The organism is Rhizobium sp. PAMB 3174, from assembly GCF_052908375.1.
Map to the genome: position 1 here is coordinate 2,716,937 of NZ_CM128608.1, position 22,988 is coordinate 2,739,924.

At 62.2% G+C, this 22,988-nt stretch carries 20 protein-coding genes and 1 pseudogene; 6 read left to right on the forward strand and 15 right to left on the reverse strand.

Annotated elements, in window-relative coordinates; genetic code table 11:
- The first annotated feature begins 144 nt into the window (after window positions 1-144).
- From ACU5AY_RS13100 to moaB, 3 genes are read left to right on the forward strand one after another with little or no spacing between them, the layout of a single operon-like run.
- Window positions 145-1,977, forward strand: coding sequence for a tetratricopeptide repeat protein (locus ACU5AY_RS13100; protein ID WP_446826551.1), 1,833 nt, complete (start codon window positions 145-147; stop codon window positions 1,975-1,977).
- 8 nt (window positions 1,978-1,985) lie between these two features.
- The gene (locus tag ACU5AY_RS13105) at window positions 1,986-2,900 is read left to right on the forward strand and encodes a 4-(cytidine 5'-diphospho)-2-C-methyl-D-erythritol kinase (RefSeq protein WP_446826552.1); all 915 of its coding nucleotides are present in this window, start codon (window positions 1,986-1,988) and stop codon (window positions 2,898-2,900) included.
- Window positions 2,897-3,439, forward strand: a complete 543-nt coding sequence (moaB, locus tag ACU5AY_RS13110; RefSeq protein ID WP_446825143.1) for a molybdenum cofactor biosynthesis protein B — start codon at window positions 2,897-2,899, stop codon at window positions 3,437-3,439. The genes ACU5AY_RS13105 and moaB overlap by 4 nt, the downstream gene beginning before the upstream one ends.
- A gap of 21 nt (window positions 3,440-3,460) precedes the next feature.
- Here the strand turns inward: moaB and ACU5AY_RS13115 are convergent, their stop codons facing one another.
- The gene (locus ACU5AY_RS13115; RefSeq protein WP_446825144.1) at window positions 3,461-3,985 is read right to left on the reverse strand and encodes a glycosyl transferase; all 525 of its coding nucleotides are present in this window, start codon (window positions 3,983-3,985) and stop codon (window positions 3,461-3,463) included.
- 136 nt (window positions 3,986-4,121) lie between these two features.
- Between ACU5AY_RS13115 and ACU5AY_RS13120 the strand changes: the two genes are divergently transcribed.
- Together ACU5AY_RS13120 and ACU5AY_RS13125 are read left to right on the forward strand one after the other, a co-directional pair.
- On the forward strand, window positions 4,122-5,279 hold the full coding sequence (locus ACU5AY_RS13120; protein ID WP_446826553.1) for a PA0069 family radical SAM protein: 1,158 nt from the start codon (window positions 4,122-4,124) through the stop codon (window positions 5,277-5,279).
- A gap of 178 nt (window positions 5,280-5,457) precedes the next feature.
- Window positions 5,458-6,111, forward strand: a complete 654-nt coding sequence (locus ACU5AY_RS13125) for a ribonuclease HII (RefSeq protein WP_446826554.1) — start codon at window positions 5,458-5,460, stop codon at window positions 6,109-6,111.
- Between the two features lie 82 nt (window positions 6,112-6,193).
- Here the strand turns inward: ACU5AY_RS13125 and ACU5AY_RS13130 are convergent, their stop codons facing one another.
- The 12 genes and pseudogenes from ACU5AY_RS13130 to ACU5AY_RS13185 form a co-directional block, all read right to left on the reverse strand.
- Entirely contained in the window at window positions 6,194-6,679 is a 486-nt protein-coding gene (locus ACU5AY_RS13130; protein ID WP_446826555.1) for a F0F1 ATP synthase subunit B, read from the reverse strand.
- Window positions 6,680-6,683: 4 nt separating this feature from the next.
- Window positions 6,684-7,277 (reverse strand): F0F1 ATP synthase subunit B, encoded by a 594-nt coding sequence (locus tag ACU5AY_RS13135; protein ID WP_446825148.1) that lies wholly within the window; start codon window positions 7,275-7,277, stop codon window positions 6,684-6,686.
- Window positions 7,278-7,359: 82 nt separating this feature from the next.
- Entirely contained in the window at window positions 7,360-7,587 is a 228-nt protein-coding gene (locus tag ACU5AY_RS13140) for a F0F1 ATP synthase subunit C (protein ID WP_006466154.1), read from the reverse strand.
- Window positions 7,588-7,656: 69 nt separating this feature from the next.
- Window positions 7,657-8,409 (reverse strand): F0F1 ATP synthase subunit A, encoded by a 753-nt coding sequence (locus ACU5AY_RS13145; RefSeq protein ID WP_446825149.1) that lies wholly within the window; start codon window positions 8,407-8,409, stop codon window positions 7,657-7,659.
- A gap of 87 nt (window positions 8,410-8,496) precedes the next feature.
- A complete protein-coding gene (locus ACU5AY_RS13150; RefSeq protein WP_446825150.1) occupies window positions 8,497-8,838 on the reverse strand; it encodes an AtpZ/AtpI family protein in 342 nt (113 codons plus the stop codon).
- A 299-nt stretch (window positions 8,839-9,137) separates the two neighbouring features.
- Window positions 9,138-10,310 (reverse strand): cell wall hydrolase, encoded by a 1,173-nt coding sequence (locus ACU5AY_RS13155; RefSeq protein WP_446829018.1) that lies wholly within the window; start codon window positions 10,308-10,310, stop codon window positions 9,138-9,140.
- Window positions 10,311-10,461: 151 nt separating this feature from the next.
- Window positions 10,462-12,369, reverse strand: a complete 1,908-nt coding sequence (locus tag ACU5AY_RS13160) for a potassium transporter Kup (protein ID WP_446826556.1) — start codon at window positions 12,367-12,369, stop codon at window positions 10,462-10,464.
- Between the two features lie 229 nt (window positions 12,370-12,598).
- Window positions 12,599-13,777, reverse strand: a complete 1,179-nt coding sequence (apbC, locus tag ACU5AY_RS13165) for an iron-sulfur cluster carrier protein ApbC (protein ID WP_446826557.1) — start codon at window positions 13,775-13,777, stop codon at window positions 12,599-12,601.
- Between the two features lie 104 nt (window positions 13,778-13,881).
- A complete protein-coding gene (locus ACU5AY_RS13170; protein WP_446826558.1) occupies window positions 13,882-15,546 on the reverse strand; it encodes a hypothetical protein in 1,665 nt (554 codons plus the stop codon).
- Between the two features lie 36 nt (window positions 15,547-15,582).
- A complete protein-coding gene (locus ACU5AY_RS13175) occupies window positions 15,583-16,011 on the reverse strand; it encodes a GtrA family protein (protein WP_446826559.1) in 429 nt (142 codons plus the stop codon).
- The gene (locus ACU5AY_RS13180; RefSeq protein WP_446826560.1) at window positions 16,011-17,036 is read right to left on the reverse strand and encodes a glycosyltransferase family 2 protein; all 1,026 of its coding nucleotides are present in this window, start codon (window positions 17,034-17,036) and stop codon (window positions 16,011-16,013) included. Before ACU5AY_RS13180 ends, ACU5AY_RS13175 begins: the two co-directional genes overlap by 1 nt.
- Window positions 17,037-17,115: 79 nt before the next feature.
- Window positions 17,116-17,298, reverse strand: a pseudogene (locus ACU5AY_RS13185) (iron-sulfur cluster assembly protein); the annotation flags it as partial.
- A gap of 218 nt (window positions 17,299-17,516) precedes the next feature.
- On the opposite strand from ACU5AY_RS13185, the gene ACU5AY_RS13190 reads away from it, so the two are divergent.
- Window positions 17,517-18,734: a glycosyltransferase family 87 protein gene (locus ACU5AY_RS13190; protein ID WP_446826561.1), complete on the forward strand. Its 1,218-nt coding sequence runs from the start codon at window positions 17,517-17,519 to the stop codon at window positions 18,732-18,734.
- A gap of 18 nt (window positions 18,735-18,752) precedes the next feature.
- Here ACU5AY_RS13190 and cysG read toward each other — a convergent pair whose 3' ends face one another.
- Window positions 18,753-20,249: a siroheme synthase CysG gene (cysG, locus tag ACU5AY_RS13195; protein ID WP_446826562.1), complete on the reverse strand. Its 1,497-nt coding sequence runs from the start codon at window positions 20,247-20,249 to the stop codon at window positions 18,753-18,755.
- Window positions 20,221-22,878, reverse strand: a complete 2,658-nt coding sequence (locus ACU5AY_RS13200) for a nitrate reductase (RefSeq protein ID WP_446826563.1) — start codon at window positions 22,876-22,878, stop codon at window positions 20,221-20,223. The genes cysG and ACU5AY_RS13200 overlap by 29 nt, the downstream gene beginning before the upstream one ends.
- Window positions 22,879-22,988: the final 110 nt, after the last annotated feature.

A 22,988-nucleotide genomic window follows, 5' to 3' on the forward strand; every position in this document is an offset into this window, starting at 1 on the left:
ATTTTAGTCGAATTTTAACCCTGTTGGGCCGGCGCGCGGGCGAACGGCCGGGTGTGCTTGCGACCAGAGCGCAAAAAAGCCATTCTATTGTGAATGAGTGGGTGAATCGTCCCGCCTGATGCACCTGATGAAAGGTCCTTCTACATGCAGCATAGACTGACGTTGCGCCTCCTGTCCCAAGCGGCCTTCGCCGCGGTCCTGCTCCTTGGCGCAGCGACTGCCAAAGCCGAGACCCAGGCGCCGACGGAGGACGCCGGCCAGCTGGTGAAAGCCGATACGATCAACACGTTTTCCGGGGCTTTCCTTGCCGCGCGCACGGCCGATGTCGATCAGGACTATGCCAATGCGGTCATCCTCTACAAGCGGGCGCTCGATTTCGACGCAGAGAATACCGACATCGAACAGCGGCTGATGATCTCCTATCTGCTGAATGGCGACTTCAAGGACGGCGCCAGGCTGGCGGAGAAGCTCAAGAAGGACGATTCGATCGAACGGGTGACGACCGTCATCCGCGGCCTGAACGCGATCAAGGGCAAGGAATACAACGCTGCCAAGCAGATCCTGAAATATGAAGGCCCGAACGATCTCGACAAGATGATGAACGAGCTGCTGATCGCCTGGGCGGAAGCCGGGGCCGGCAAGCCGAAGGAAGGCATCGCGCTCATCAACAAGATGAAGGGGCCGAAATGGTACGGCATCTTCAAGAACTACAATGCCGGCGCGATGTCGCTGGTCGCCGGTGATATCGCCGGCGCACGCAAATACTGGAACGACGCCATTCTCGACCGCCCAGGCGGGGCAACGGCGCCGGATACCTATTTCCGCTCCGTGCTGGCACTGGCGGCGCTGGAAGCCGGTCAGGGCAACACCCGCAAGGCGCTCGACGCCATCTCCGTCGGCGACGATTTCTTCAACAATTACGCGCCGCTGAAGGCGCTGCGTGACGAAGTCACCAAGGGCGGCAAGCCGGCCCAACAGATCACCAACGCGACCGAGGGTGCTGCCGGCGTCCTGTTCAGCATTGGTGGCGCGCTGAACCGCGGCGGCTCGGAGGACATCGTCTCCCTCTACCTGCAGGCCGCACGCGCGCTTGACCCGAAGAGCGCCGACACGCTGATCCTGCTCGGCGGCATTGCCGAGGACCAGAAGAAGACCGCGAAGGCGATCGCCTATTACAAGGACGTGCCGGAAGGCTCTCCGATGCGCCGCCTGTCCGAACTGCAGCTGGCGCTGACGCTTTCGAGCACCGGCGAGGTGGATCAGGCCAAGCAGCACATGGACAAGCTGATTGCGGCCGATCCGACCGATATCCGCAGCTACCTGACCTATGGCGCGATCCTGTCTGACGCCAAGGACTACAAGGCGATGGCCGCCAATTACGACAAGGCCGTCGAGGTTATCGGCCCGGTGCCGCGGCAGAACGACTGGCAGGTCTTCTTCCAGCGCGGGATCGCCTATGAGCGCCTGAAGGAATGGCCGAAGGCCGAACCGAATTTCCTCAAGGCTCTTGAGCTGAGCCCGGAGCAGCCGCAGGTGCTGAACTATCTCGGCTATTCCTGGGTCGACATGAACATGAACCTCGACAAGGGCCTGGAGATGATCCAGAAGGCCGTCGACCTCAGACCGGACGACGGTTACATCGTCGACTCGCTCGGCTGGGCCTATTACCGCATGGGCCGCTACGACGACGCCGTCAACGAACTGGAGCGCGCCATCCAGCTGAACGCTTCCGACCCGACGATCAACGACCATCTGGGCGATGCCTACTGGCGTGTCGGGCGCAAGCTCGAGGCGATCTACCAGTGGAACCAGACGCTGGCCTTCAAGCCGGAAGAAGGCGAGATCGTCAAGATCCAGAACAAGATCGCCAACGGCCTGCCGCCGATCCAGGACGAGGATGCGCAGTCGTCAAGCACGCATGACGCGCCGACCCCGCCGCCGGCCGAAGAAGACGTGCCGGGCAAGAACAAGTCCTGAGGGGCGCCATGCATGCCGCAACAGGGGAAGAACCGCTCGTCGAACACGCGCGGGCAAAGCTGAACCTCGCCCTGCATGTGACCGGCCAGCGCCCCGACGGCTATCACCTCCTGGAAAGCCTGGTGGTCTTTGCCGAGGCAGGAGACCGGCTTACCTTCACCGGCGCAGCTGGGGACAGCCTGACGCTGTCTGGTCCGTTTGGCGCCTCCCTGCCCCCGCCGGACGGAAATGACGGCAACCTGGTGACGCGGGCCCGCGACCGGCTGCGGGCATTGCTGGCGGACCAAGGCACGGCCACACCGCCTGTTGCCATCCATCTGGAAAAGAACCTGCCGGTCGCCTCCGGAATCGGCGGCGGCTCGGCGGATGCGGCGGCCGCGATCCGCGGGCTCATGCGGTTCTGGAACGGCGACGCCTTGGACCCGGCACGCCTTTCGCAACTGGCGCTTTCGCTCGGTGCCGACGTGCCGATGTGCCTTTCCGGCCGTCCGCTGGTGGCGCGCGGGATCGGCGAGGACATCGAGACGCTCCGGGACTTTCTCACGTTTCATCTCGTCCTCGTCAATCCACTGAAGGAAGTGTCGACGCCGGCCATCTTCCGGCGTCTGACGGAAAAGAACAATCCGCCACTGCCGGCGCTACCGAGCGCCGCCCCCGCAGACGCGAAGGCGTGGATCGACTATCTCGCGGCCTGCCGCAATGACCTGCAGCCGCCGGCCGAAGAGGTTCTGCCGGAGATCGCAAACGTGATCGCGATGCTGACCGAAGGCGGTGCGCTGCTTGCGCGCATGTCCGGCTCCGGCGCGACCTGCTTCGGGCTCTACGCCGATCAGCAGGCGGCACAGCGGGCAGCAGACGCCCTTCGGCAAGCGCGGCCGGAATGGTATGTTGAGGCAACGCAGACAACGGAAGACCGGACATGAGCACGACGCAAACCGAACGCCCCTTCATTCCCGTCGGCATCGCCGTACTGACGGTATCGGACACGCGCACGCTTGCCGATGACCGTTCCGGCGACACACTGGTGGCGCGGATCGCTGAGGCCGGACACCGGCTGATCGACCGGGCGATCGTGCCCGACGACAAGGACCGCATTCGCGCGCAGGTGGAAGCCTGGACGCTGTCCGCAGACATCGACGTGGTCATCACCACAGGCGGTACGGGCTTTACCGGCCGCGACGTGACGCCGGAAGCGCTGGAGCCCCTGTTCGAAAAGCGCATGGACGGTTTCTCGGAGGTCTTCCATCGCATCTCTTTCGACAAGATCGGCACGTCGACGATCCAGTCGCGGGCAACGGGTGGAGTGGCGAACGCCACCTTCATATTCGTGCTGCCGGGATCGCCCGGCGCCTGCAAGGACGCCTGGGACGGCATTCTGAAGGCGCAACTCGACTACCGCCACATGCCCTGCAATTTCGTGGAAATCATGCCGCGCCTGGACGAACACCTGCGCCGTAGCTGACGCACAACTCATGGCGAACAGTCAGGCCGCCCGGGCAGCCCTGGCCACCCATGAAGGGATGACTTCGCTGCTCAGCGTCTTCGCCTTGCTGCTGGCGGCGACCTCGGCCAGATGCTTGCCGGACCGGACAAGGTCCAGCGCCTGGCGCTTTGGAATGAGGAAGCCGTATTCCAGCGGCTTGCGGCCGCGCCGAAAGCGCTTGAGGAACGGCAGGCGGTAATTTCGCGAAGGCGAGAAGCGGGCCGGCAGCTTGTTCAGCGACAGGTATTCGAGCAGTTCCTCGACCCAGCCGGTCTGCGGCCGCGCACCCGGCTCGAGCAGGAGTATCCACTCGCCGCGCGCCTTGCTGACCACCTCGCCCAGATCCCAGTCTTCATGATAGCGACAGCCTGCCGCCTCGGCCACCCGGGCCGACCCGTCCTGCGACCCCCGGTCGAGCACCACGACGTCGCTGACCAACCCTTCAACAGCTCCGGCGACCAGCACTGACAGGGTCTGCGCCAACTCCGGTTCCTGATCCTGGCATTCCATGATGACTGTCAACATGGGGTTATGATTATCGCGCCGCACAACCGAATGCCACAAAAAAATAAAGTTCTGTACTTGCTTTGTTCTCATTTCCCCGTTACGAATTGGAACAGAGACGAGGGAACAAGCAGATTCCCTTAACGGAGAAGTCCCAATGGCAAGCTTGAACCATTCGGGGCAGGACGCTTTTGCGCCTGCCAATACGGCTGATATTGCCAATTCGCTGATCAAGACGTCTGGCTTGCGGATCGACATCGATCGCCGCAAGGGACGCGGTGCAGGGTTGAACCCTGGCGGCCGCTTCGAGAAGCATGAGACCGTCAGCTTCGACGACGGCTGGAGCACGCTGGAAGACCTGCCCGTCTTCAAGACCGATGTGCAGGTGGAAAAGCCGCGCTCGATCATCACGCGCAACGAATCCCCCGACATACCCTTCGACCGTTCGATCAATCCCTATCGCGGTTGCGAGCACGGCTGCATCTATTGCTTCGCCCGGCCGACGCATGCCTTCATGGGGCTTTCACCGGGGCTGGAATTCGAGTCCAAGCTGTTTGCCAAGCCGGATGCCGCGAAGCTTCTGGAGCGGGAGATTTCCAAGCCCGGCTACCGTCCGCGGACGATCGCCATCGGCACCAATACCGACCCCTACCAGCCGGTCGAGAAGGAATGGCGGATCATGCGCCAGATCCTCGAAGTGCTGCTGGCCGCCAGCCATCCCGTCGGCATCGTCACCAAGTCGGCGATGGTGATGCGCGACATCGACCTCTTGTCGAAGCTCGCCGAGAAGGGCCTCGCCAAGGTGACGATCTCCGTGACGACGCTCGACAGGAAGCTGGCGCGGGCAATGGAACCACGGGCCGCGACGCCGGCCAAGCGGCTGGAGACGATCAAGGCGCTTTCGGATGCCGGCATTCCGACGGGCATCCTGACGGCGCCGATCATTCCCGCGCTCAACGACCACGAGATCGAGCGGCTGCTCGATTCCGGCAAGGCGGCGGGCGCGTGCGAGGCCGGCTACGTGCTGCTGCGCCTGCCGCTCGAAGTCAGCCCCCTCTTCCGCGACTGGCTGCTGCAGCATTACCCGGACCGCTACCGTCATGTCATGTCGCTGGTGCGCTCCATGCGCGGCGGCAAGGACTACGACGCCGAATTCGGCAAGCGCATGAAGGGTGCCGGTCCCTATGCCTGGCAGATCAGCCGGCGCTTCGAACTGGCGACCAAGCGGCTGGGTCTCGCCCGCCGGCAGATGCCACTGCGCGACGACCTATTCGTGCCGCCGGACGGCGGCGGCGTGCAGCTGTCGCTGCTCTAGACTTGAAGCTTTCCGGGAGGTTCCGCCTGCCTCTCCTCCCGGATAGCCCCCGGATGCCGCCAGGATGCGTTCCCGTTCCACCCGCCCTTGTGCGGGAACGCTCCCTCGGGCTGCGATATGACTTCCAGCCCGATCCGGGGGCTTGCAGGAAATCGAGGCGGCGTGCAAACGTCCGCGTATGAAACGCCGCACGCCGCCCGATTCTCCTGACCTTTTTCCGCCAGCCGCCGGTCCCGACTTCGATCTCGAGATGCGCAAGAAGAAGGCCGGCCACTGGCCTGTCGCCGGCGCCGACGAAGCCGGCCGGGGGCCGCTCGCCGGTCCGGTGGTGGCAGCCGCGGTGATCCTCGACCCGGACAATATCCCGCTCGGCCTCAACGATTCCAAGAAGCTTTCGGCTGCCAGACGCGCGGCCCTGTTCGAGGAGATCCTGACCTCGGCGCTTTCCGTCGGCATCGCCTCATCCGGACCGGCGCGCATCGACCGGACAGACATCCTGAAGGCCAGCCTTGATGCCATGCGCCGCGCGGTCCTGGGCCTCACCCTCAAGCCGGCCATGGTGCTGGTCGATGGCCGCGACGTGCCGAAGGGCCTGCCCTGCGCCGGCGACGCCATCATCAAGGGCGATGCCCGCAGCCTGTCGATTGCCGCTGCCTCCATTGTCGCCAAGGTGACGCGCGACCGGATGATGGAAGAAGCCGACCGGATCTTTCCTGCCTATGGCTTCGCCGGCCATGCCGGCTATGGAACGGCCATCCACAGGGCCGCAATCGAACTTCACGGCGGTTGTCGGCTTCACCGCATGAGCTTCCGGCCCCTGCGCAAGGACTGACCACAAGGACCAGATCCACCACGAACGAAAAAGGCCGGGTCAGACCCGGCCTTTTCAATATCTGTTGGCTTGAGGCCAGGCCTCAGTTCAGGCGCGTGCGAACCTGTTCGACCGACGCGTTGAACAGCTTTTCCTTGACGCTGCCATCCACCTTGTCGGCCAGAACCTTCTCGGCGGCGGCAATGGCCAGATCGACGGCTGCGGAGCGAACCGCGTTGACGGCGTCGGTCTCGGCCTGCTTGATCTTCTGCTCGGAAAGCGCGTTGCGACGGGCGACGTAGTCTTCCGTCTTCTGCTTGGCTTCCTCGGCCAGCATCTTCGCTTCGCGCTCGGCGACGGCGACAATGCTTGCGGCTTCGGCTTCGGCTTCCTTGCGCTTGCGCTGGTATTCGGCCAGCAGGTGCTGAGCCTCTTCGCGCAGGCGCTTGGCTTCCGCCAACTCGTCACGGATCTGGCCGGCGCGGTCGTCGAGCGACTTTGCCAGCATGCCCGGAACCTTCAGGTAGACGATACCGACGATGAAGATCAGGAATGCGACGAAAGCGAAAAATGTTGCATCAAAATGCATCGTGTTACGCTCCCTTGCCCATCGACAGGCCAGCGACCGCAGCCGTGGCATCTGCCTGGTTGCCGCTGACGCCGATCAGTTCGTCGACGATCGTCGCCGCGGTTTCCGCAGCAATCGTGCCGACGTCATTGAACGCCTTGGCCTTGATTTCGGCAATGCTTGCTTCTGCGGCGGCAAGCTTTTCGGCAAGGCTTGCCTCCAGCGCGCTGCGCTCGGCATCGGCCTTGGCCTGAGCCTCGTCACGTGCCTTCGAAGCAATGGCGCCTGCCTTGGCCTTGGCGTCCGCCAATTCCTTTTCATAGGTCGCGATGGCCGCGTCGGCATCGCCCTTCAGGCGAGCCGCTTCGTCGAGATCCTGGGCGATCCGGTCGTGCCGGTTTTCCAGGATGCCGCCGATCTGCGGAACGATGACCTTCTGCATCAGCAGGTAGAAAAGGCCGAACGTAATCGCCAGCCACAAGAGCTGCGACGGAAACGTCGTATGATCGAATGGCGGGAACACACCGGTTTCGTGACCGGCCTCTTGGGCTACGCCGGTCTCGGTATGCACCTCGCCTGCGGCCGGTGCCGTCTCGGCATAAGCCGGGGTCACAAACATGCTCACCTCCAGGTGTCCTGCAAATGCAAAGGATCACGGGAGAGGCATGAAGCCCGCCCGTGATCCGGAGCTTTACGCTGTATTAGACAGCGAACAGCAGGAGGAGAGCGATGAGCAGCGAGAAGATGCCCAGAGCTTCCGTAACGGCGAAGCCGAATACGAGGCGGCCGAACTGGCTGTCAGCTGCAGACGGGTTACGCAGAGCGCCGGACAGGTAGTTGCCGAAGATGTTGCCGAGGCCGAGAGCCGTGCCGGCCATACCAAAGCAAGCCAGGCCTGCGCCGATGTACTTTGCTGCTTCCGCTTCCATGTGTGAACTCCTTCGAAATGGTTGTTGCGGCATTTTAGGTGCCTGACCAGGCACCGATGACTTCAATTCTCAGTGCCCGCCGGGATGGATCGCATCATTGAGATACATGCAGGTCAGAACGGCGAAGACGTAGGCCTGCAGGAAGGCGACGAGAAGTTCGAGGGCGGTCAGGGCAACCGTCATGGCGAGCGGCAGGATTGCCCCGCCAACACCGAGTGCACCGAGAGCGCCAAGCGAGGCAACGAAGCCCGCGAAAACCTTGAGCGTGATGTGGCCGGCCAGCATGTTCGCAAACAGACGAACCGACAGCGAAACCGGACGCGACAGGAACGAGATGATTTCGATCGTTATCACCAGCGGCAGGAGCGCGCCGGGCACACCCGACGGCACGAAGAGCTGGAGGAACCCGAAACCATGCTTGTAGAAACCGTAGACCAGCACCGTGCCGATGACGAACAGCGCCAGCGCGAAGGTGACGACGATCTGCGCGGTCACGGTGAAGAAGTAGGGCACGAGGCCGAGAAGGTTTGCCGTCAGAACGAACATGAACAGCGAAAAGACGAGCGGGAAGAACTTCATCCCGTGGCTGCCCGCCCCTTCCCTCAGCATCGAGGCGATGAATTCGTAGGACATCTCTGCTGCGGACTGCATGCGCGTCGGGATCAGGCCGCGGCGCGTGGTCGACAGGTAGAGGAAACCGGATGCTGCAGCGACAGTCGCCACCATGAACAGCGAGGCGTTGGTGAACGAGAAATCAATTCCACCGATTTCGATCGGAACAATCTTCTGGATCAGGAACTGGTGGGTCGGATCGTTGGACACCTTGAGCTCTCTCTCACGTTGCCCGCCTGAAAGCGGAAGCCTGTTTCATTTCACGGATGCTTTCAGCCCGGGGCCGAAGCACACTTCTTATTTATGTACGTCACGGTCGATCGGATGCGGTGTCGTCACCTTCCCGCTCGCCCGCAACACGTTCAACACACCGGCACAGAAGCCAAGCAGGAGCAAGACGATAAGCCCCCATGGCGACGTACCGGCCAGCCAGTCGAGAAGATAGCCCAGCAACCCGCCGACGATGATGGCAGAAATGAATTCGCTGGAGAGTTTCACGGCCATCGCGTAGCCTTTACGGCTTTCCTCGGCCCTGATTTCCCCCGCCTCATCCATCTCCGCATCCTTGCGCACGGAAGCGATTTCAGCTCCCAGCCGCTTGCGGCGTTCTTCCAGACTCTCGTCGCGGTCTTCGGTCATCCTACCCATCCCAATCCGGCCGGGGCCCCCGCCCCTTCTGGACATTCAAATGGCGTGGGTCGATACCTTCTGGCCCGTTTTGAAGTCGCGCGCAACATAGTTTTAGGTTTCCGCATAGTCAAGGCGTAGACCATGCTCAATGCACGACAAAAATACCTATGAAAATCATGCATTTAAATCGCGACCGCAGCGATATAGCGAAAGTTTGGCACAAAAACGCGCCAGACTGCCGGTGGAATGTCCCGACCGGCAGTCTGTGAAGTCTGTCTTTATATAAGGAACAGGGCCGAAGTCCGTGGTCAGCTCCAGCCGCCGCCATACGTGCGGTAGAAGACATGCAGTCCGATGCGGCCGACCTTCTCCATCGTCTTTGCCCAGCGCGGCCGGACGTAGACGGCATGATAGTGCGTCGCCGATCCCACTTCCGGCAGCCAGATCTTGCCTGACGTGGTCGCCATCGCCACTTCGCGGGCGACCTTCCAGTGGTAGGTGGAGTTGATCCGGTCGCGGATGTTGTCGCAGGCAAACGAGAACTGGCAGCGGTTGCGCCAGTCCTTGTTCTGGTAGACGACGCCGCAAACCGTATCCGGATAGGCGGGATTGCGCACCCGGTTGAGGATCACCTGGGCGACGGCGGCCTGCCCCTTGACGGATTCGCCGCGGGCTTCGAAGTAGATGCCGGACGCCAGGCATTGTTGTTCTCGGGCAGAAAAGACGCCTTCGGGCAATACGGTCGCCACCCAGGCATGGTCACCGGCTTCCTTCGGCGGCACGAAGCGGCCGGGATCCTTCGGCTCCTTGCGCAGGATCGAATCGAACGGCGAGGCCCTCGTGTAATCCGGCTTCGACGGCGCGTAGGCCGAGGCAAGCACATCGCCACTGTCATGGTTCATCAGCGCGACAAGGGCCGCGGGCGGTGCAGGCAGTTCCGAGTTCGTCTTCTTGTCCTTGCGGAACACCGACGCGATCTGCGTCTGGTGTTCGCCCTTCTTCGGCTTCAGGAACGACGTGCGCTTGTTGCCGGCCGCGACCGGCGAGAAGAACAGCTTGACCCGGCCGCTGATCGAGCCAGCGGTAAACTCCTCCGGCGGCAGCATCGGCGCGACGGCGACGATACGGCTCTTCTTGTCGGCGCGCATGACACGGTCTTCGTCAGGCGTGTCCGATTTCGGCTTGGCTGAATTGCGGATGGCGACCTTTTCGCCATTGGGGAGAATAATGCCGGCATCGTGGCCGATCGCGCCGGTGATGATCGGATCGTTGAACGCCAGTTCGGCGTCATGGACCGAGCCGGACGGCGCCTTTGTCAGCACCATGTTCCAGCTTTGCGGGCCGCCATCGACCCCGCTCAGCAGACCGGCCAGATCCGCATAGGCGGCGACGGACGGAAAGGAAAGCCAGGCGGCGATGCCGAAGACGACCGGCGAAACCCAGGCTCCCTTGCGGCGCCGGTACGAGTACTTCCTACGCAACACGCTACTCCAACAAAACTCTCTACACGGGGAAAAATATCTCTCATTAACCTTGATGAGCGGTTAACGCCGGAGAAAGCATGCGGAAGACCGCCCCGAAAAGGCGCGGATTGGCGCCATTTCGGGTAAACGCCGGCAGGCGAAAGCGGTGCTAGATGATGACCTGGGTACCGAGCTCGACGACGCGGTTGGCCGGTAGGCGGAAGTAATCCGAGGGGTCGGCCGCGGTGTTGGCTATCGCGATGAACAGCTTGTCCTGCCAGAGCGGCATGCCGTGCTTGGCGTCCGGCACGAGCTTGCGCCGGCCCAGATAGAAGGAGGTCGACATGATGTCGAACTTCAGGCCGGCCTTGCGCAGATAGCCGAGGGCCTTAGAAACGTTCTGCGTCTCCATGAAGCCGAAATGCAGTTCCACCCGCCAGAAGCGCTCCGAGATCTTGTCGAGGACGTAGCGGTCCTCCTCCCTCAGCCGCGGCTTGTTGATCGTGCGGATCGTCAGGATGATGTTGCGCTCGTGCAGCACGTGATTGTGCTTCAGATTGTGCATCAGCGCCGGCGGCGGCGTGTCGGGATCGGATGTCAGGAAGATCGCCGTGCCGGGCACCGAGACCGGAGCATGGTCGCTCTTGCGCTCGATCGACTGCAGGAACGGCATCAGCCGCAGGTCCTGCTGGGCGATCTTCGACGAAATCAGCCGCGAACCGCGCCACCAGGTCCACATGATGAGCGTGAAGAAGCTGGCGAGCAGCACCGGCACATAACCACCCTCATGGATCTTCAAAAGGTTGGCGCCAAGGAAGATGAGTTCCAGGCAGAAGAGCGGCAGAAGCACGAGGATGGCGACCGGCGTCGGCCATTTCCAGCGCACGCGGGCGAATTCGAAGAACAGGATGGTCGTAACCACCATGGCGCCGGTGACGGAGAGACCGTAGGCGGTGGCCAGCCGGTCGGAACTCTCGAAGCCGAGGACGAGAACGGTGACGCCGAAGAGAAGCACGGCGTTGACCGCCGGCAGATAGATCTGCCCGGTATTCGTCTCGGAGGTAAAGAGGATGTCGAGGCGCGGCAGGAAGCCGAGGTGGATCGCCTGGCGGGTCAGAGAAAACGCGCCGGTGATGACCGCCTGGCTGGCGATGATGGTCGCCGCCGTCGCCAGAAGCACCACGGGCAGCAGCGCCCATTGCGGGAACATCAGGAAGAACGGATCGCTTGCGGCTTCCGGCGTCTTCAGGATGAAGGCACCCTGGCCTAGATAGTTCAACGTCAAGGCCGGGAAGACGACGACGAACCAGGCGAGCTGGATCGGCCGCCGGCCGAAATGGCCGAGGTCGGCATAAAGCGCTTCCGCCCCCGTCACCGTCAGGAACACCGCGCCAAGCACGATCAGGCCGAGCGTGCCCTCGCGCAGCAGGAAGGAGACGGCATGGACCGGATTGAACGCCTGGAAGATCGCCGGATCGTCGAAGATGTGCGACACGCCGCCGGCCGCCAGCACGATAAACCAGATCAGGGTGATCGGCCCGAAGAAGCTGGCAACCGTGCCGGTACCCCGCGACTGGATCGCAAAGAGGCCGATCAGGATGCCGAGCGAGATCGGCACGATGAACTCGGACAACCCGGGCGCCGTCAGCTTCAGGCCCTCGACCGCGGACATGACGGAGAGCGCCGGGGTGATCATGGCATCGCCAAGGAACAGTGCGGCGCCGGCCAGGCCCATGAACATCAACAGCGCCGTGTGGCCGTTGCCGGTCTTCATCAGCAGCGCCAGCAGCGAGAGCGTCCCGCCTTCGCCGTCATTGTCCGCCCTCAGGAGCACAAGGACGTATTTGATCGTCACGATGATCGTCAGCGACCAGATCATCAGCGAAACGAGGCCGATGATTTCCGCGCGGGCGATGCCGTCGAACGCGATCGGGCGCAATGCCTCGCGGAAGGCATAGAGCGGACTCGTGCCGATATCGCCGTAGACGACGCCGATGGATCCAAGTGTCAAAGGAAGAAGTTTGCGCGCGCCCTCATCTTTCGGGCCGTGCGCCGCATACTCAGTGAAATCAGTCATCAGAGTGCAACAGGTGGGAGGTCCTGCCTCATGTCTAGGGAGCCGCAACATAGTGAAATTGCCAAAGACACGCCAGCCCCCTGCGCTATTCTGACGCCATCATCAGATTGAAACGTGCTTGAACTTCGCAGAGAAGCCATAATTTCCGCTGCGAAATTCAAATCATTTCATCATCAAAACAATGGGATAGTCTGAACTTAACCTTTCCGCCCGATTGGGCGGTCGGCTTTTACTCGTCAAAGACGATGGACGGCGCGGCCGGCTGGCGTTTTTCTCCGACCGACTGCCAGACCTTCTCGGCGATGGCGCGGTAGACCTTGGCATGCGGGCCGTCAGGCGCGGAGACGACGACCGGCGTTCCGGCATCCGAGTTCTCGCGGATTTCCATGGTCAGCGGCACCTCGCCGAGGAACGGCACGCCGATCTTTTCGGCTTCGGCGCGAGCGCCGCCATGGCCGAAGATATCGTGGCTGGTCCCGCAGTTCGGGCAGACGAAATAGCTCATGTTCTCGACGACGCCGAGAACCGGGATTTCGACCTTGTTGAACATGTTGACCGCCTTGCGGGCGTCGATCAGCGCGAGATCCTGCGGCGTCGAGACGATGACGGCGCCGGCGAGCGGCACCTGCTGGGCCATTGTGAGCTGCGCGTCGCCGGTGCCCGGCGGCATGTCGACCACGAGCACGTCGAGATCGCCCCAGGCGACTTCGCGCAGCATCTGCATCAGCGCCGACTGCACCATCGGGCCACGCCAGATCATCGCCGTGTCTTCCTCGACCAGGAAGCCCATCGACATGGCCTTCAACCCGTAATTTTCCATCGGCCGGATGACCCGGCCGTCGATCTGCGTCGGACGTCCGGTGATCTTCAGCAAACGTGGCACCGAGGGGCCGTAGATGTCGGCGTCCAGAAGCCCGACCTTCAGGCCGTTGGCCTGAAGGCCAAGCGCCAGATTGACGGCTGTGGTCGACTTGCCGACGCCGCCCTTGCCGGAGGCGACCGCGATGATGGCGCCGATACCCGGAACGCCCGACTTGCCGCGCGGCTGGCCCTGATTTCCTTGGCCTTGGCTTCCATGAGAGTGGCCCGCATGGCCATGGCCGGCGTGGGCAGCCTGCGGTGCCGGACGCTCAGGCGCCGGATTGGGTGTGCCGGCCTTCTTGTCTGCCGTCAGCGTCGCCAGGACCCCGGTCACGCCGGGAATGTCTTTCACCACCCGCTCGGCGGCCTGGCGCAGCGGCTCCAGCTCGCGCGCCCGCTCGGCCGGAACGGTGATGGAAAAATACACCTTGCCGTCGGCGATGAAGGCATCGGAGACCATGCCGAGACTGACAATGTCACCATCCAGATCCGGCCCGCGGACCGACTTCAGTTTCTCCATGACCTGCTGTTTGGTGATTTCGGGCATTTCAAGCTTATTCCTATTGGCGATGACACCGTATTTAGGCATCGGAGATGTTTTCGGCAAATCAAGACTGATGCAGGCGAAGAGATACCCGCGAAAATGCCGCCCTACTTGTTGGAACAATAAGGCCTTTCCATTTCAACGCCCTGGCCTTGTCTATTTTTCGCGACGCGAAAAAGATCAGCGAAAGTGGTATGGTGAACCAGATCCAGACCATCTGGCACATCGAAGCCTGCCCGTTCATCCGGAAGGTCGGCGTTGAGAACAAGCACGTAATCAAAGCGCTGGCGCCAATTTGCGAGATATTGCCAATATGTCCCGTCATAGTCGGCAGCACTCTTGCATGCCAGCCAGAAAATCGGGATCAAGTTGTCTTCCGGAACATCTATGTCCCGCCAGTCTCGACGGACCTCCAATGGCTGCTTTCCGTAGGCGGTGAAAACGGTTGGCACGAAAGAGTGGGCGATGGGCACGGCAAGCGTGGCCACATGCCTATATGTGTCGTAAGACCAAGCCATGTGTCGATAGGACTTCCAGAACGGAACTCCCGCAGGGTCAACATGCCCAGCCTGAAGGACCGCCGATCCCGCGGGAATATCCTTGACCACGGCGATGACGTCGTTGACGTCGTCCTGGTAGCGTATCCAGTTGCTGCCGACCCATGCCATCCTGCCGAAGACGGCAAGGACGATCAGCACCCATGCAAAACGATATCGATTGTTGTCCTGCATTTCGCCCGGCAGGAAGGCAGCCATCCCGACCAGCGCTGCCATGATCGGAAAGCGCCAACTGATCCAGCCGGTGGCCAGCATGTTGCGCGGTGCAATCACGGAAAAGATGCACAGAGCGGCGAACCCCAGGAGCAACCCGGCATGAGCATGTCCGCGGGCAGAGCGGCGCAAAAGCAGGAGCCCGATGCAGAGCAAGACCAGAAAGGAGTAGTCAACACGAAAGTCGTAGCTCCAGAAGGCTGATGCGATATTCAAAAGCTGGGTCTGCAACGTGTCGTTCCACATCAGTTGCAGACCGGCGTTGCCGCCGGGAACAGCCGGACCGAGGGCGAAGATCAATACGAGGGGGATTGCGCAGGCGAGTGCTGCCCAAAATATTCGTCTGGCAGCCGCTCCAGCCTTTCTCCACGAATGGAAGGGCGTGAAGTCAGAACCGAACTCGAGTGCGCCAATGATCAGAAGGAAGAAGCAGGCCGGAAAGGCGTGAACGATCAGCAACAGGCCGAATGCCACAGCCCGCCATGGCAATAGAATGATCTGCCTGCGAACGCTTATCCGGCAATCGACCCACGCAAAAATCAGAGCGAGCCCCAGCCCGATCTGAAAATTCATGAAGCCGCCTATCGATGTTGCCGACCATGCAAAGAAGAGTATCGCAAGCTGCCACGGATGCCAGCGCCCTGCCAAATGGCGATTGAGCACAATCGCGCCGAACGTTGGCAGGCTGAAGCTCAGGAACAGGGCCAGTTTTGCAATGACATCGGCGCCGAGGATGGGGCCGGCAAGGCTGGCCACAAGATCGACACCGATGTTGGTGACCGTTCGAGACCAGTCCACGCTGTACATCGATGAAAGCGGAGCTTCGTTGATCCCGCCGGCCAGAAGCCAAAACCGAACATAGTGATTTGGATAGTCCAGGACCGGCGGCACGGTAATCACCGTCACCAACAGGCCAACGGCAAGCACATGGAGGAGGATGAGCCATGGCGTCAGCGCGGCAAGGCTGTGGCGGCCCGTAGCGCCTGCCGAACCGTCGCTCATTCCTGAAAGGTTCCGCATGACGATCACAACACCATTTCAGGACACACTGCGAAAGACGAAAGCACGGTTCAGCGTGAAGCCGAAGACCAGCACCGCGAGGGTCGAGATGAGTTTCGCCACCACCGCCCCGAATGGGCTGTAGGCCAAATGGAACGTCACAGCCGACACCAGCAGGCAAAGAAGCACAACGCAGGAAAAGGCGGCAATCCGCCTCACTTCGGCGCCTGCTCCAGCGCCTTTTGCGACGGCGAAGGTGTAATGCTTGTTCATCATGTAACTGTTGACGGCACCCATTCCGAAGCCGGCCACATTTGCCAGATTGCCATCTGCGCCCAGCCAAAGGAGCACGGAAAACGTCGCGATATCGACCAGCGTGTTGGCAACGCCTGTCATGCCGTATTTAAGGAAAGTTGTAATATCGCGGCCCAGGATCATCGACGCCCGCTCCGTGATTTCGCGGATCATCACAGCAGCTCCCGATCGCCTGGCACCTTGGAATAACCGTCGGACAGTCGGTCGATACGGGTATGAGAGATCGTCCTGGAAAACCCGTCCGCGACGATCTGGTCAACCAAATAGAGCGGCCGCGACTTGCTCTGTTGCACGAGGCGTCCAAGATACTCGCCGAGAATTCCGAGCGTCAGCAGCTGCACCGCGCTGAAGCCGGTTATGACGACCATAAGGCTCGACCAGCCGACAACCGTGTCGCCTGCCATCCATCGGGCAATCGTGTAGAGCAAGAGACCGACTGCGGCCGCCGCCGAGAAGACGCCGCACCATGTCGCAATCCTCAGTGGGCGGGTTGAAAACCCTGTAATCGCATCGATGGCAAGCCGCAGCATCTTGGTCAGTGGGTAGCCCGTGGTGCCCGCATAACGTGGATCCCGTTCATAGAGGATCGGTGCCTGTCGCCCCCCGATCCAGCTGACCATGCCGCGAAGGAAGCGGTCCTGCTCCGGCATGGAAAGGAGAATGTCGACAACCCTGCGGCGCATGAGGCGGAAATCACCGGTGTCCTTGGGGATATCGGTCTTCGCAAGCCATGGAAGTATCCGGTAAAATGCCTTCGCGGTCGCGAGCTTGAACCAGCTCTCGCCCTTGCGCTCCCTCCGCTGGCCGTAAACAACATCCAGCCCTTCATTCATCATGGCCATCATTTGGGAGACAAGTTCCGGGGGATCTTGCAGGTCGGCATCGATCAGCAGCACAAACTCTCCCCTGGAATTTGCCAGTCCCGCGGTCGCGGCGAGTTGGTGACCGTGATTGCGCATCAGCTTGATCGCCACGATTTCCTTTTGCTTTTCGGCAAGGTCAGACAATTTGTCCCACGTCGCATCCCGCGAGCCATCATCGACAAGCAAAAGCTCGAACGAATTGCCAGCTACATCGCGCGCGGCAGCGCTCGCGCGGCGGCAGAACTCCAGGATACCTTCGGCCTCGTTGTAGCAAGGTGCGACGATCGAGAGAGTGACTGGGCGATCAGCAGACATGAGGGGCTCGCGGCTCATATTCGGAAATTGCGAACCAAAATGACGCGATTGTCTGAAACAAGATTTAACGACAAACGCCGGCCTGGCGCAGCGGCTCCAGCTCGCGCGCCCGCTCGGCCGGTACGGTGATGGAAAAATACACCTTGCCGTCGGCGATGAAGGCATCGGACACCATGCCGAGACTGACAATGTCACCATCCAGATCCGGCCCGCGGACCGACTTCAGTTTTTCCATGACCTGCTGTTTGGTGATTTCCGACATTATCCCCGAATCTCCATGCTGAAAGGCGGCCTTATCCAGGCCGATATAAGCCAGGGCCACGACAGTTGCCAGTCAACGGCCATATGGGGCGCGGATTACGGTTTGTCGACTGCGATTCTTTTCAACATAACGCGGCCTAAGTCATTCTTAACAGTCAGGTCGATACTCTTCTGCTCATGCTGGCCGCGGGCGCCGGCTCAAACGGGAACATGCTGTCGATGCTCGAAACCATTGCAAGCGGGATCTGGCTGACCGCGGATCGCAGACGCGGCTATGGCTGGATATGCATCGTCTTGATGGTTGCCGGCATGACCTGGCTTCTCGCCACTTCCAACGGACTTGTTGCCTGGGACGGGAAGCCGCTCGGAACGGACTTTTCCAACGTCTATGCAGCAGGCCGCATGACCCTGCGCGGCGACGCCGCCAATGCCTATGACTGGTCATTGGAACACGCCGAAGAGCAGAGCATTTTCGGCAGGCCCGATATCCCATTCTATGGTTGGCACTATCCTCCCTTTTTCCTGCTTCTTGCCGCTGGCCTTGCAGCGCTGCCGTATCTGGCAGCACTGGCAGTCTGGCAGGTTTCCACATTCATTCTATATCTCCGGACAGCCTACGCCATCATTCCATCAAGGGAGATGCTTTTCCTGGCTGCCGCCTCGCCAGTCGTCTTCGTCAATGTCGGGCACGGGCACAATGGCTTCCTCACGGTATCGCTTCTTGCCGGCGCACTTATCCTTCTTGATCGGCGGCCGGTCGTTGCCGGTATCCTGATCGGACTTCTTGCCTACAAGCCGCAATTCGGACTGTTGATCCCGCTGGTGCTGATGGCAACCGGGCGGTGGAGAACCTTCATGGCCGCCGCGGCAACCGTGATTTCCATGGTGCTTCTGGTAACGGCCGTTCTCGGCATCGACGTCTGGCTTTCCTTCTATGCAAGTCTCGCGCTGACAAAGTCCATCGTTCTTGAGGCGGGATCAACCGGCTGGGAGAAAATACAGAGCATATTCTCCGCCGTGCGCATGTGGGGTGGTTCGATCCCGCTGGCGCACGTCCTCCAGACCCTTTTCACGATCATCATTGCGATGTGGACGGTACGGCTCTGGAGACGACCTGTCGCATTCGATGTCAAGGCTTCGGCTCTGTGCAGCGCCACCCTGCTCGCTACACCCTATGTGCTGGATTACGACATGGTCGTGTTGGGCGCAGCCGTCGCATTTCTCGTGCGCAACGGTATGCGTTCCGGGTTTGCCAGATACGAAATTTCGCTCCTCGCTGCTGCTTGGCTGGTTCCTCTGCTGGCGAGAACCATCGCATCCTACACCATGGTGCCGATCGGACTGATGGTCACCACGCTCCTGTTCGCGGCCGCTGTCAGGCATGACGGATCACGAGGCTCCATCACGCGGTCGGAACCCGCATCGGTCGGGCCATAACTGCGTCGGCAAGGTCCTTCAGCCCCAAGAGAAGTGGGGAACGGACTGCGAAGCCTCCGCCCGGGCCACGTCTGCGAACACCCGGCCAACCCCAATCAATACCGGCTCATCGACGCCGATTTCCTGCATGGCGGCGCCGAGGCCACCGAGCGTGCCCGTCCAGCGGCGTTCGTTGCTGCGGGAGACGGAGGACATGATGACGATGGGGGTTGAGGCCGAAAGGCCGGCTCCGACGAGGCGGGCCTCGATCTTGGCGGCGGTGCGGCCGCCCATGTAGAAGATGGTCGTGGCCGTCGGGTCGCTCAGCGCCTTCCAGTCGATATCTTCCGGCAATTCACCCTTCTTCGAATGACCGGTCACGAAGCGGACCGATTGCGCGCAGTCGCGGTGGGTCAGCGAGACGCCGAGCCTTGCGGCCATGGCGCTGGCCGACGTGATGCCGGGCACGATATCGACGGCAATTCCCTCACTTTGCAGACGCGAAATCTCCTCCCCAGCCCGACCGAAGATCACCGGGTCGCCGGCCTTCAGGCGCACGACGCGCTTGCCGGCCCGGGCAAAGGCCACCATCATGTCGTTGATGTCTTCCTGACGGCAGCTTTCGCGGCCGCCGCGCTTGCCGACCAGCATGCGTTTCGCCTCGCGGCGGGCGAGTTCCAGCACCTCCGGCGACACCAGATCGTCGAACAGGATGACATCGGCGGCCTGCAGCGCGCGCACCGCCTTCAGCGTCAGCAATTCTGCATCTCCCGGACCGGCGCCGACGAGCGTGACGCGGCCGATGGCGCCGGCGGCCGTTTCCAGCCGCGCAAGATCCGCCATCAGCCGCGCATCCTCGTCCTCCCGAGGCTTGTCATTCGTTGTCAGCGCCCGGTCGGTGAAGCGCTCCCAGAAGGCGCGGCGCGGCGCACCGGGCTTGAGGCTCTCGTTGACCTTTTCGCGCAGCAACTGTGCGAGCGCCGCCCAATCCTTCAGCGCCGGCGGCAACAGCGTCTCGATCCGCCGGCGGATCGCTTGGCCGAGGATCGGCGCCGCGCCATCCGTCGAAATGGATACGACGACCGGCGAGCGGTTGACGATCGCGCCAAACTGGAACTGGCAGAAGACAGGCTTGTCGATGACGTTGACCGGAACGCCTGCCGCCCTGGCCGCATCGAAGAATTCTGCCGCTTCTTCCTCGGTTTCGCAGTCGGCTATGGCGATCGCCATGCCGTCGAATGCGGACCCGCTCCAGCCAGCCTCATGAAGCACGAGCGAGGCGGCGGTGTGGACCGGCGGATTGCGGAGGAGAGCGCCCATGGCCTCGCCAAGCTCGCCTTCCGGTGCCCAGACGTGAACTTCGGCACCGCAGGCCGCCAGAAGCTCGGCTTTCCAGGCCGCAGCGTCCGACCCGCCGGCAACGAGCACCGGCTTTCCTTCCAGAGACCAGAAGACGGGCAGCTTGGCGAGCGGCGCCATGCGGGCCGGCGCCGGGCGCGTCGGCATTTCATTCAGCGGCAGCGACATGGCATCCATCGATGACCCCCCTGATTTCGGCGCGGCAGGAGCCGCAATTGGTTCCGGCGTTCAGGCATTTGCCGATGGCCTCGACGGTGGCATTGCCGGCCTGCACCGCCGCAACGATCTGGTTGACGCCGACGGAGAAGCAGGAGCAGACGGTGGCGCCGGGGTCGGGACGATCGGCTCCGGGTCTGCCGGCGACCAAAGCATTGCGGGCGGCGGGATCCGCATGGACCTCCGTCAGTTGCGCAACCATCCAGTTGCGCGACACCGCGACCGGCTGGCGCGCCACGAACAGCGCCGCGACGAGACGGTCACCGGCAAAATAGGCAAGGCGGACATGGCCGCTGTGACGGTCTTCATAGCCGATGCATTCGGCCGTGTCCGGCACCCCGAGAACCTTGCGGCACCAGGCGTCAACGTTCTCGACCGGATCGGTGAAGGCGAACTCCATGCGCCAACCGCCTTCGGCACGCGCCAGCGCCCAATAGGCGCAGTCGGGCTGTTCCGGCTTTGTGGCGCTGACGGCGAAGCCGAAGGCCGTTGCCGGAAAGGCGGAGGCACGGATCGCAACGTTCTTCGATGCCGGCTGGCCCGACACGGGATCGGTCAACGGCGCGACCAGGGCGTCAATGCGGGCATTGGCGGAATACTGGTCGGTCCAGTGCATCGGGACAAAGATGCTGCCGCGGTGCTGGCGACGGGTCAGCAGGGCGCGGACAGCGACCCGCCCATGCGGACTTTCCAGCTGGACGAGGCCCGCATCGCGGATGCCGATCTTCAGCGCGTCTTCCGGATGAATTTCGGCGAAGGGCTCGGCAATATGGGCCGAAAGGCGGGCGCTTTTGCCGGTCCGCGTCATGGTATGCCAATGATCGCGGATGCGGCCGGTGTTGAGCAGATAGGGAAAGTCACCGTCGGCGCGCTCCGGAGTCACCGTCGCGACCGCAATGAAGCGGGCCTTGCCGTCCTGGTGGTAGAAGCGGCCGTCGGCAAAGAAACGGGTCTCCTGCCGGTCCATGCCTTTGGGCTGCGGCCACTGGAAGGGCTGCATGGCATCGAACGTCTCTCTGTCGATTTCAGCATAGGCGCCGATATCGAAATCCCGGTTGCCGCGGTTCTCATGCGCCGACAGCGCGGCGTGTTCGGCGAAGATCTCTGCCGCTGTCGTCCAGGCAAAGGCATCGGCAAAGCCCATGCGCTTTCCGACTTCGGCAAACTGGCGCCAGTCGGCGACTGCCTCGCCCGGCGCTTTCAGGAAACGGCGCTGCCGGGAGATGCGGCGCTCTGAGTTGGTCACCGTGCCGTTCTTCTCGCCCCAGCCTTCCGAGGGCAGCAGCACATCGGCGAGTTCGGCCGTGTCGGTGGTCTTCAGGATGTCGGAGACGACGACGAACGGGCAGTTGCGGATCGCCTCGCGAACCCGATCGGCGTCCGGCAGCGAGACGACCGGATTGGTCGCCATGATCCACAGCGCCTTGATGCGGCCATCGGCGACGGCCTCGAACATGTCGACTGCCTTCAGGCCGGGTTTATCCGGCATTGCCGGTGCGTTCCAGAATGTCTGGACCAGATCCCGGTGTCCGGGATTTTCGATCGCCATGTGCGCGGCGAGCATGTTGGCGAGGCCGCCGACCTCGCGGCCCCCCATGGCGTTCGGCTGGCCGGTCAGCGAGAACGGCCCCATGCCGGGCCGGCCGATACGCCCCGTCGCCAGATGGCAGTTGATGATGGCATTGACCTTGTCGGTGCCGGCAGACGACTGGTTGACGCCCTGGCTGTAGCAGGTGACGACCTTTTCCGTGGCTTCAAAGAGGTTGTAGAACGCCTTCAGCGTCTCCTCGTCGATCCCGGTGGCATCGGCCACGCTGGCGACGCTCAAGGCCCTGGCCGCGGCCAGAGCGTCGGCAAAGCCATGCGTATGGGCCGCGATATAGGCCGTGTCGAGGACGGGACTGCCGGCGAGATGGGCAAGCAGTCCATTGAACAGCGCCATATCGCCATCCGGGCGGATCGCAAGATGCAGGTCGGCGATATCGGCCGTCATGGTGCGGCGCGGATCGATCAGCACCACCTTCATGTCGGGACGCTTCGCCTTCGCCGCCGCAATGCGCTGGTAGATCACCGGATGGCACCAGGCGAGGTTGGAACCGGTCAGGATGACGAGATCGGCCAGTTCGAGGTCCTCATAGGTGCCCGGAACCGTGTCCGATCCGAAGGCCCGGCGATGACCGGCAACCGACGAGGCCATGCAGAGCCTGGAATTGGTGTCGATGTTGGCGGAACCGATGAAGCCCTTCATCAGCTTGTTGGCAACGTAATAGTCTTCCGTCAGAAGCTGGCCCGAGACATAGAAGGCGACCGAATCCGGGCCGTGCTCGGCGATCGTTTCCGAGAAGGTCTTCGCAATGAGATCGAACGCCTCGTTCCAGGCGGCGCGCTGGCCGCCAATTTCCGGATTGAGAATGCGGTCGTCGAGGTCGAGCGTATCGGCGAGCGCCGATCCCTTGGAGCAGAGCCGCCCATAATTGGCCGGATGATCCGGATCACCCTTGATGGTGACGGCCCCATCATCGGCAACCGTCGCAATGACGCCGCAGCCGACGCCGCAATAGGGGCAGGTTGTCTTGACGTCACAGGCCATGGTTCACCGCGCTCAATCGATCCGTTTCCTTGTCTTCCCTTCCCCGACCCCGGGAAAAGGTGCGTGGCCACTGCGGACCACGCCAGTTTCCCTCCCAAGACGTATATTCC

Bases quoted from the DNA above. Each gene is read 5' to 3' on its own strand.
- ACU5AY_RS13190 (WP_446826561.1), top strand. From the start codon at position 17,517: ATGCTCGAAACCATTGCAAGCGGGATCTGGCTGACCGCGGATCGCAGA.
- ACU5AY_RS13115 (WP_446825144.1), bottom strand. From the start codon at position 3,985: ATGTTGACAGTCATCATGGAATGCCAGGATCAGGAACCGGAGTTGGCG.
- ACU5AY_RS13140 (WP_006466154.1), bottom strand. From the start codon at position 7,587: ATGGAAGCGGAAGCAGCAAAGTACATCGGCGCAGGCCTGGCTTGCTTT.
- apbC (WP_446826557.1), bottom strand. From the start codon at position 13,777: ATGCCCGAAATCACCAAACAGCAGGTCATGGAGAAACTGAAGTCGGTC.
- ACU5AY_RS13105 (WP_446826552.1), top strand. From the start codon at position 1,986: ATGCATGCCGCAACAGGGGAAGAACCGCTCGTCGAACACGCGCGGGCA.
- ACU5AY_RS13180 (WP_446826560.1), bottom strand. From the start codon at position 17,036: ATGTCTGCTGATCGCCCAGTCACTCTCTCGATCGTCGCACCTTGCTAC.
- ACU5AY_RS13200 (WP_446826563.1), bottom strand. From the start codon at position 22,878: ATGGCCTGTGACGTCAAGACAACCTGCCCCTATTGCGGCGTCGGCTGC.
- ACU5AY_RS13160 (WP_446826556.1), bottom strand. From the start codon at position 12,369: ATGACTGATTTCACTGAGTATGCGGCGCACGGCCCGAAAGATGAGGGC.
- ACU5AY_RS13170 (WP_446826558.1), bottom strand. From the start codon at position 15,546: ATGAGCGACGGTTCGGCAGGCGCTACGGGCCGCCACAGCCTTGCCGCG.
- ACU5AY_RS13150 (WP_446825150.1), bottom strand. From the start codon at position 8,838: ATGACCGAAGACCGCGACGAGAGTCTGGAAGAACGCCGCAAGCGGCTG.
- cysG (WP_446826562.1), bottom strand. From the start codon at position 20,249: ATGGATGCCATGTCGCTGCCGCTGAATGAAATGCCGACGCGCCCGGCG.
- ACU5AY_RS13135 (WP_446825148.1), bottom strand. From the start codon at position 7,277: ATGTTTGTGACCCCGGCTTATGCCGAGACGGCACCGGCCGCAGGCGAG.
- ACU5AY_RS13120 (WP_446826553.1), top strand. From the start codon at position 4,122: ATGGCAAGCTTGAACCATTCGGGGCAGGACGCTTTTGCGCCTGCCAAT.
- ACU5AY_RS13175 (WP_446826559.1), bottom strand. From the start codon at position 16,011: ATGATCCGCGAAATCACGGAGCGGGCGTCGATGATCCTGGGCCGCGAT.
- ACU5AY_RS13125 (WP_446826554.1), top strand. From the start codon at position 5,458: ATGAAACGCCGCACGCCGCCCGATTCTCCTGACCTTTTTCCGCCAGCC.
- moaB (WP_446825143.1), top strand. From the start codon at position 2,897: ATGAGCACGACGCAAACCGAACGCCCCTTCATTCCCGTCGGCATCGCC.
- ACU5AY_RS13130 (WP_446826555.1), bottom strand. From the start codon at position 6,679: ATGCATTTTGATGCAACATTTTTCGCTTTCGTCGCATTCCTGATCTTC.
- ACU5AY_RS13100 (WP_446826551.1), top strand. From the start codon at position 145: ATGCAGCATAGACTGACGTTGCGCCTCCTGTCCCAAGCGGCCTTCGCC.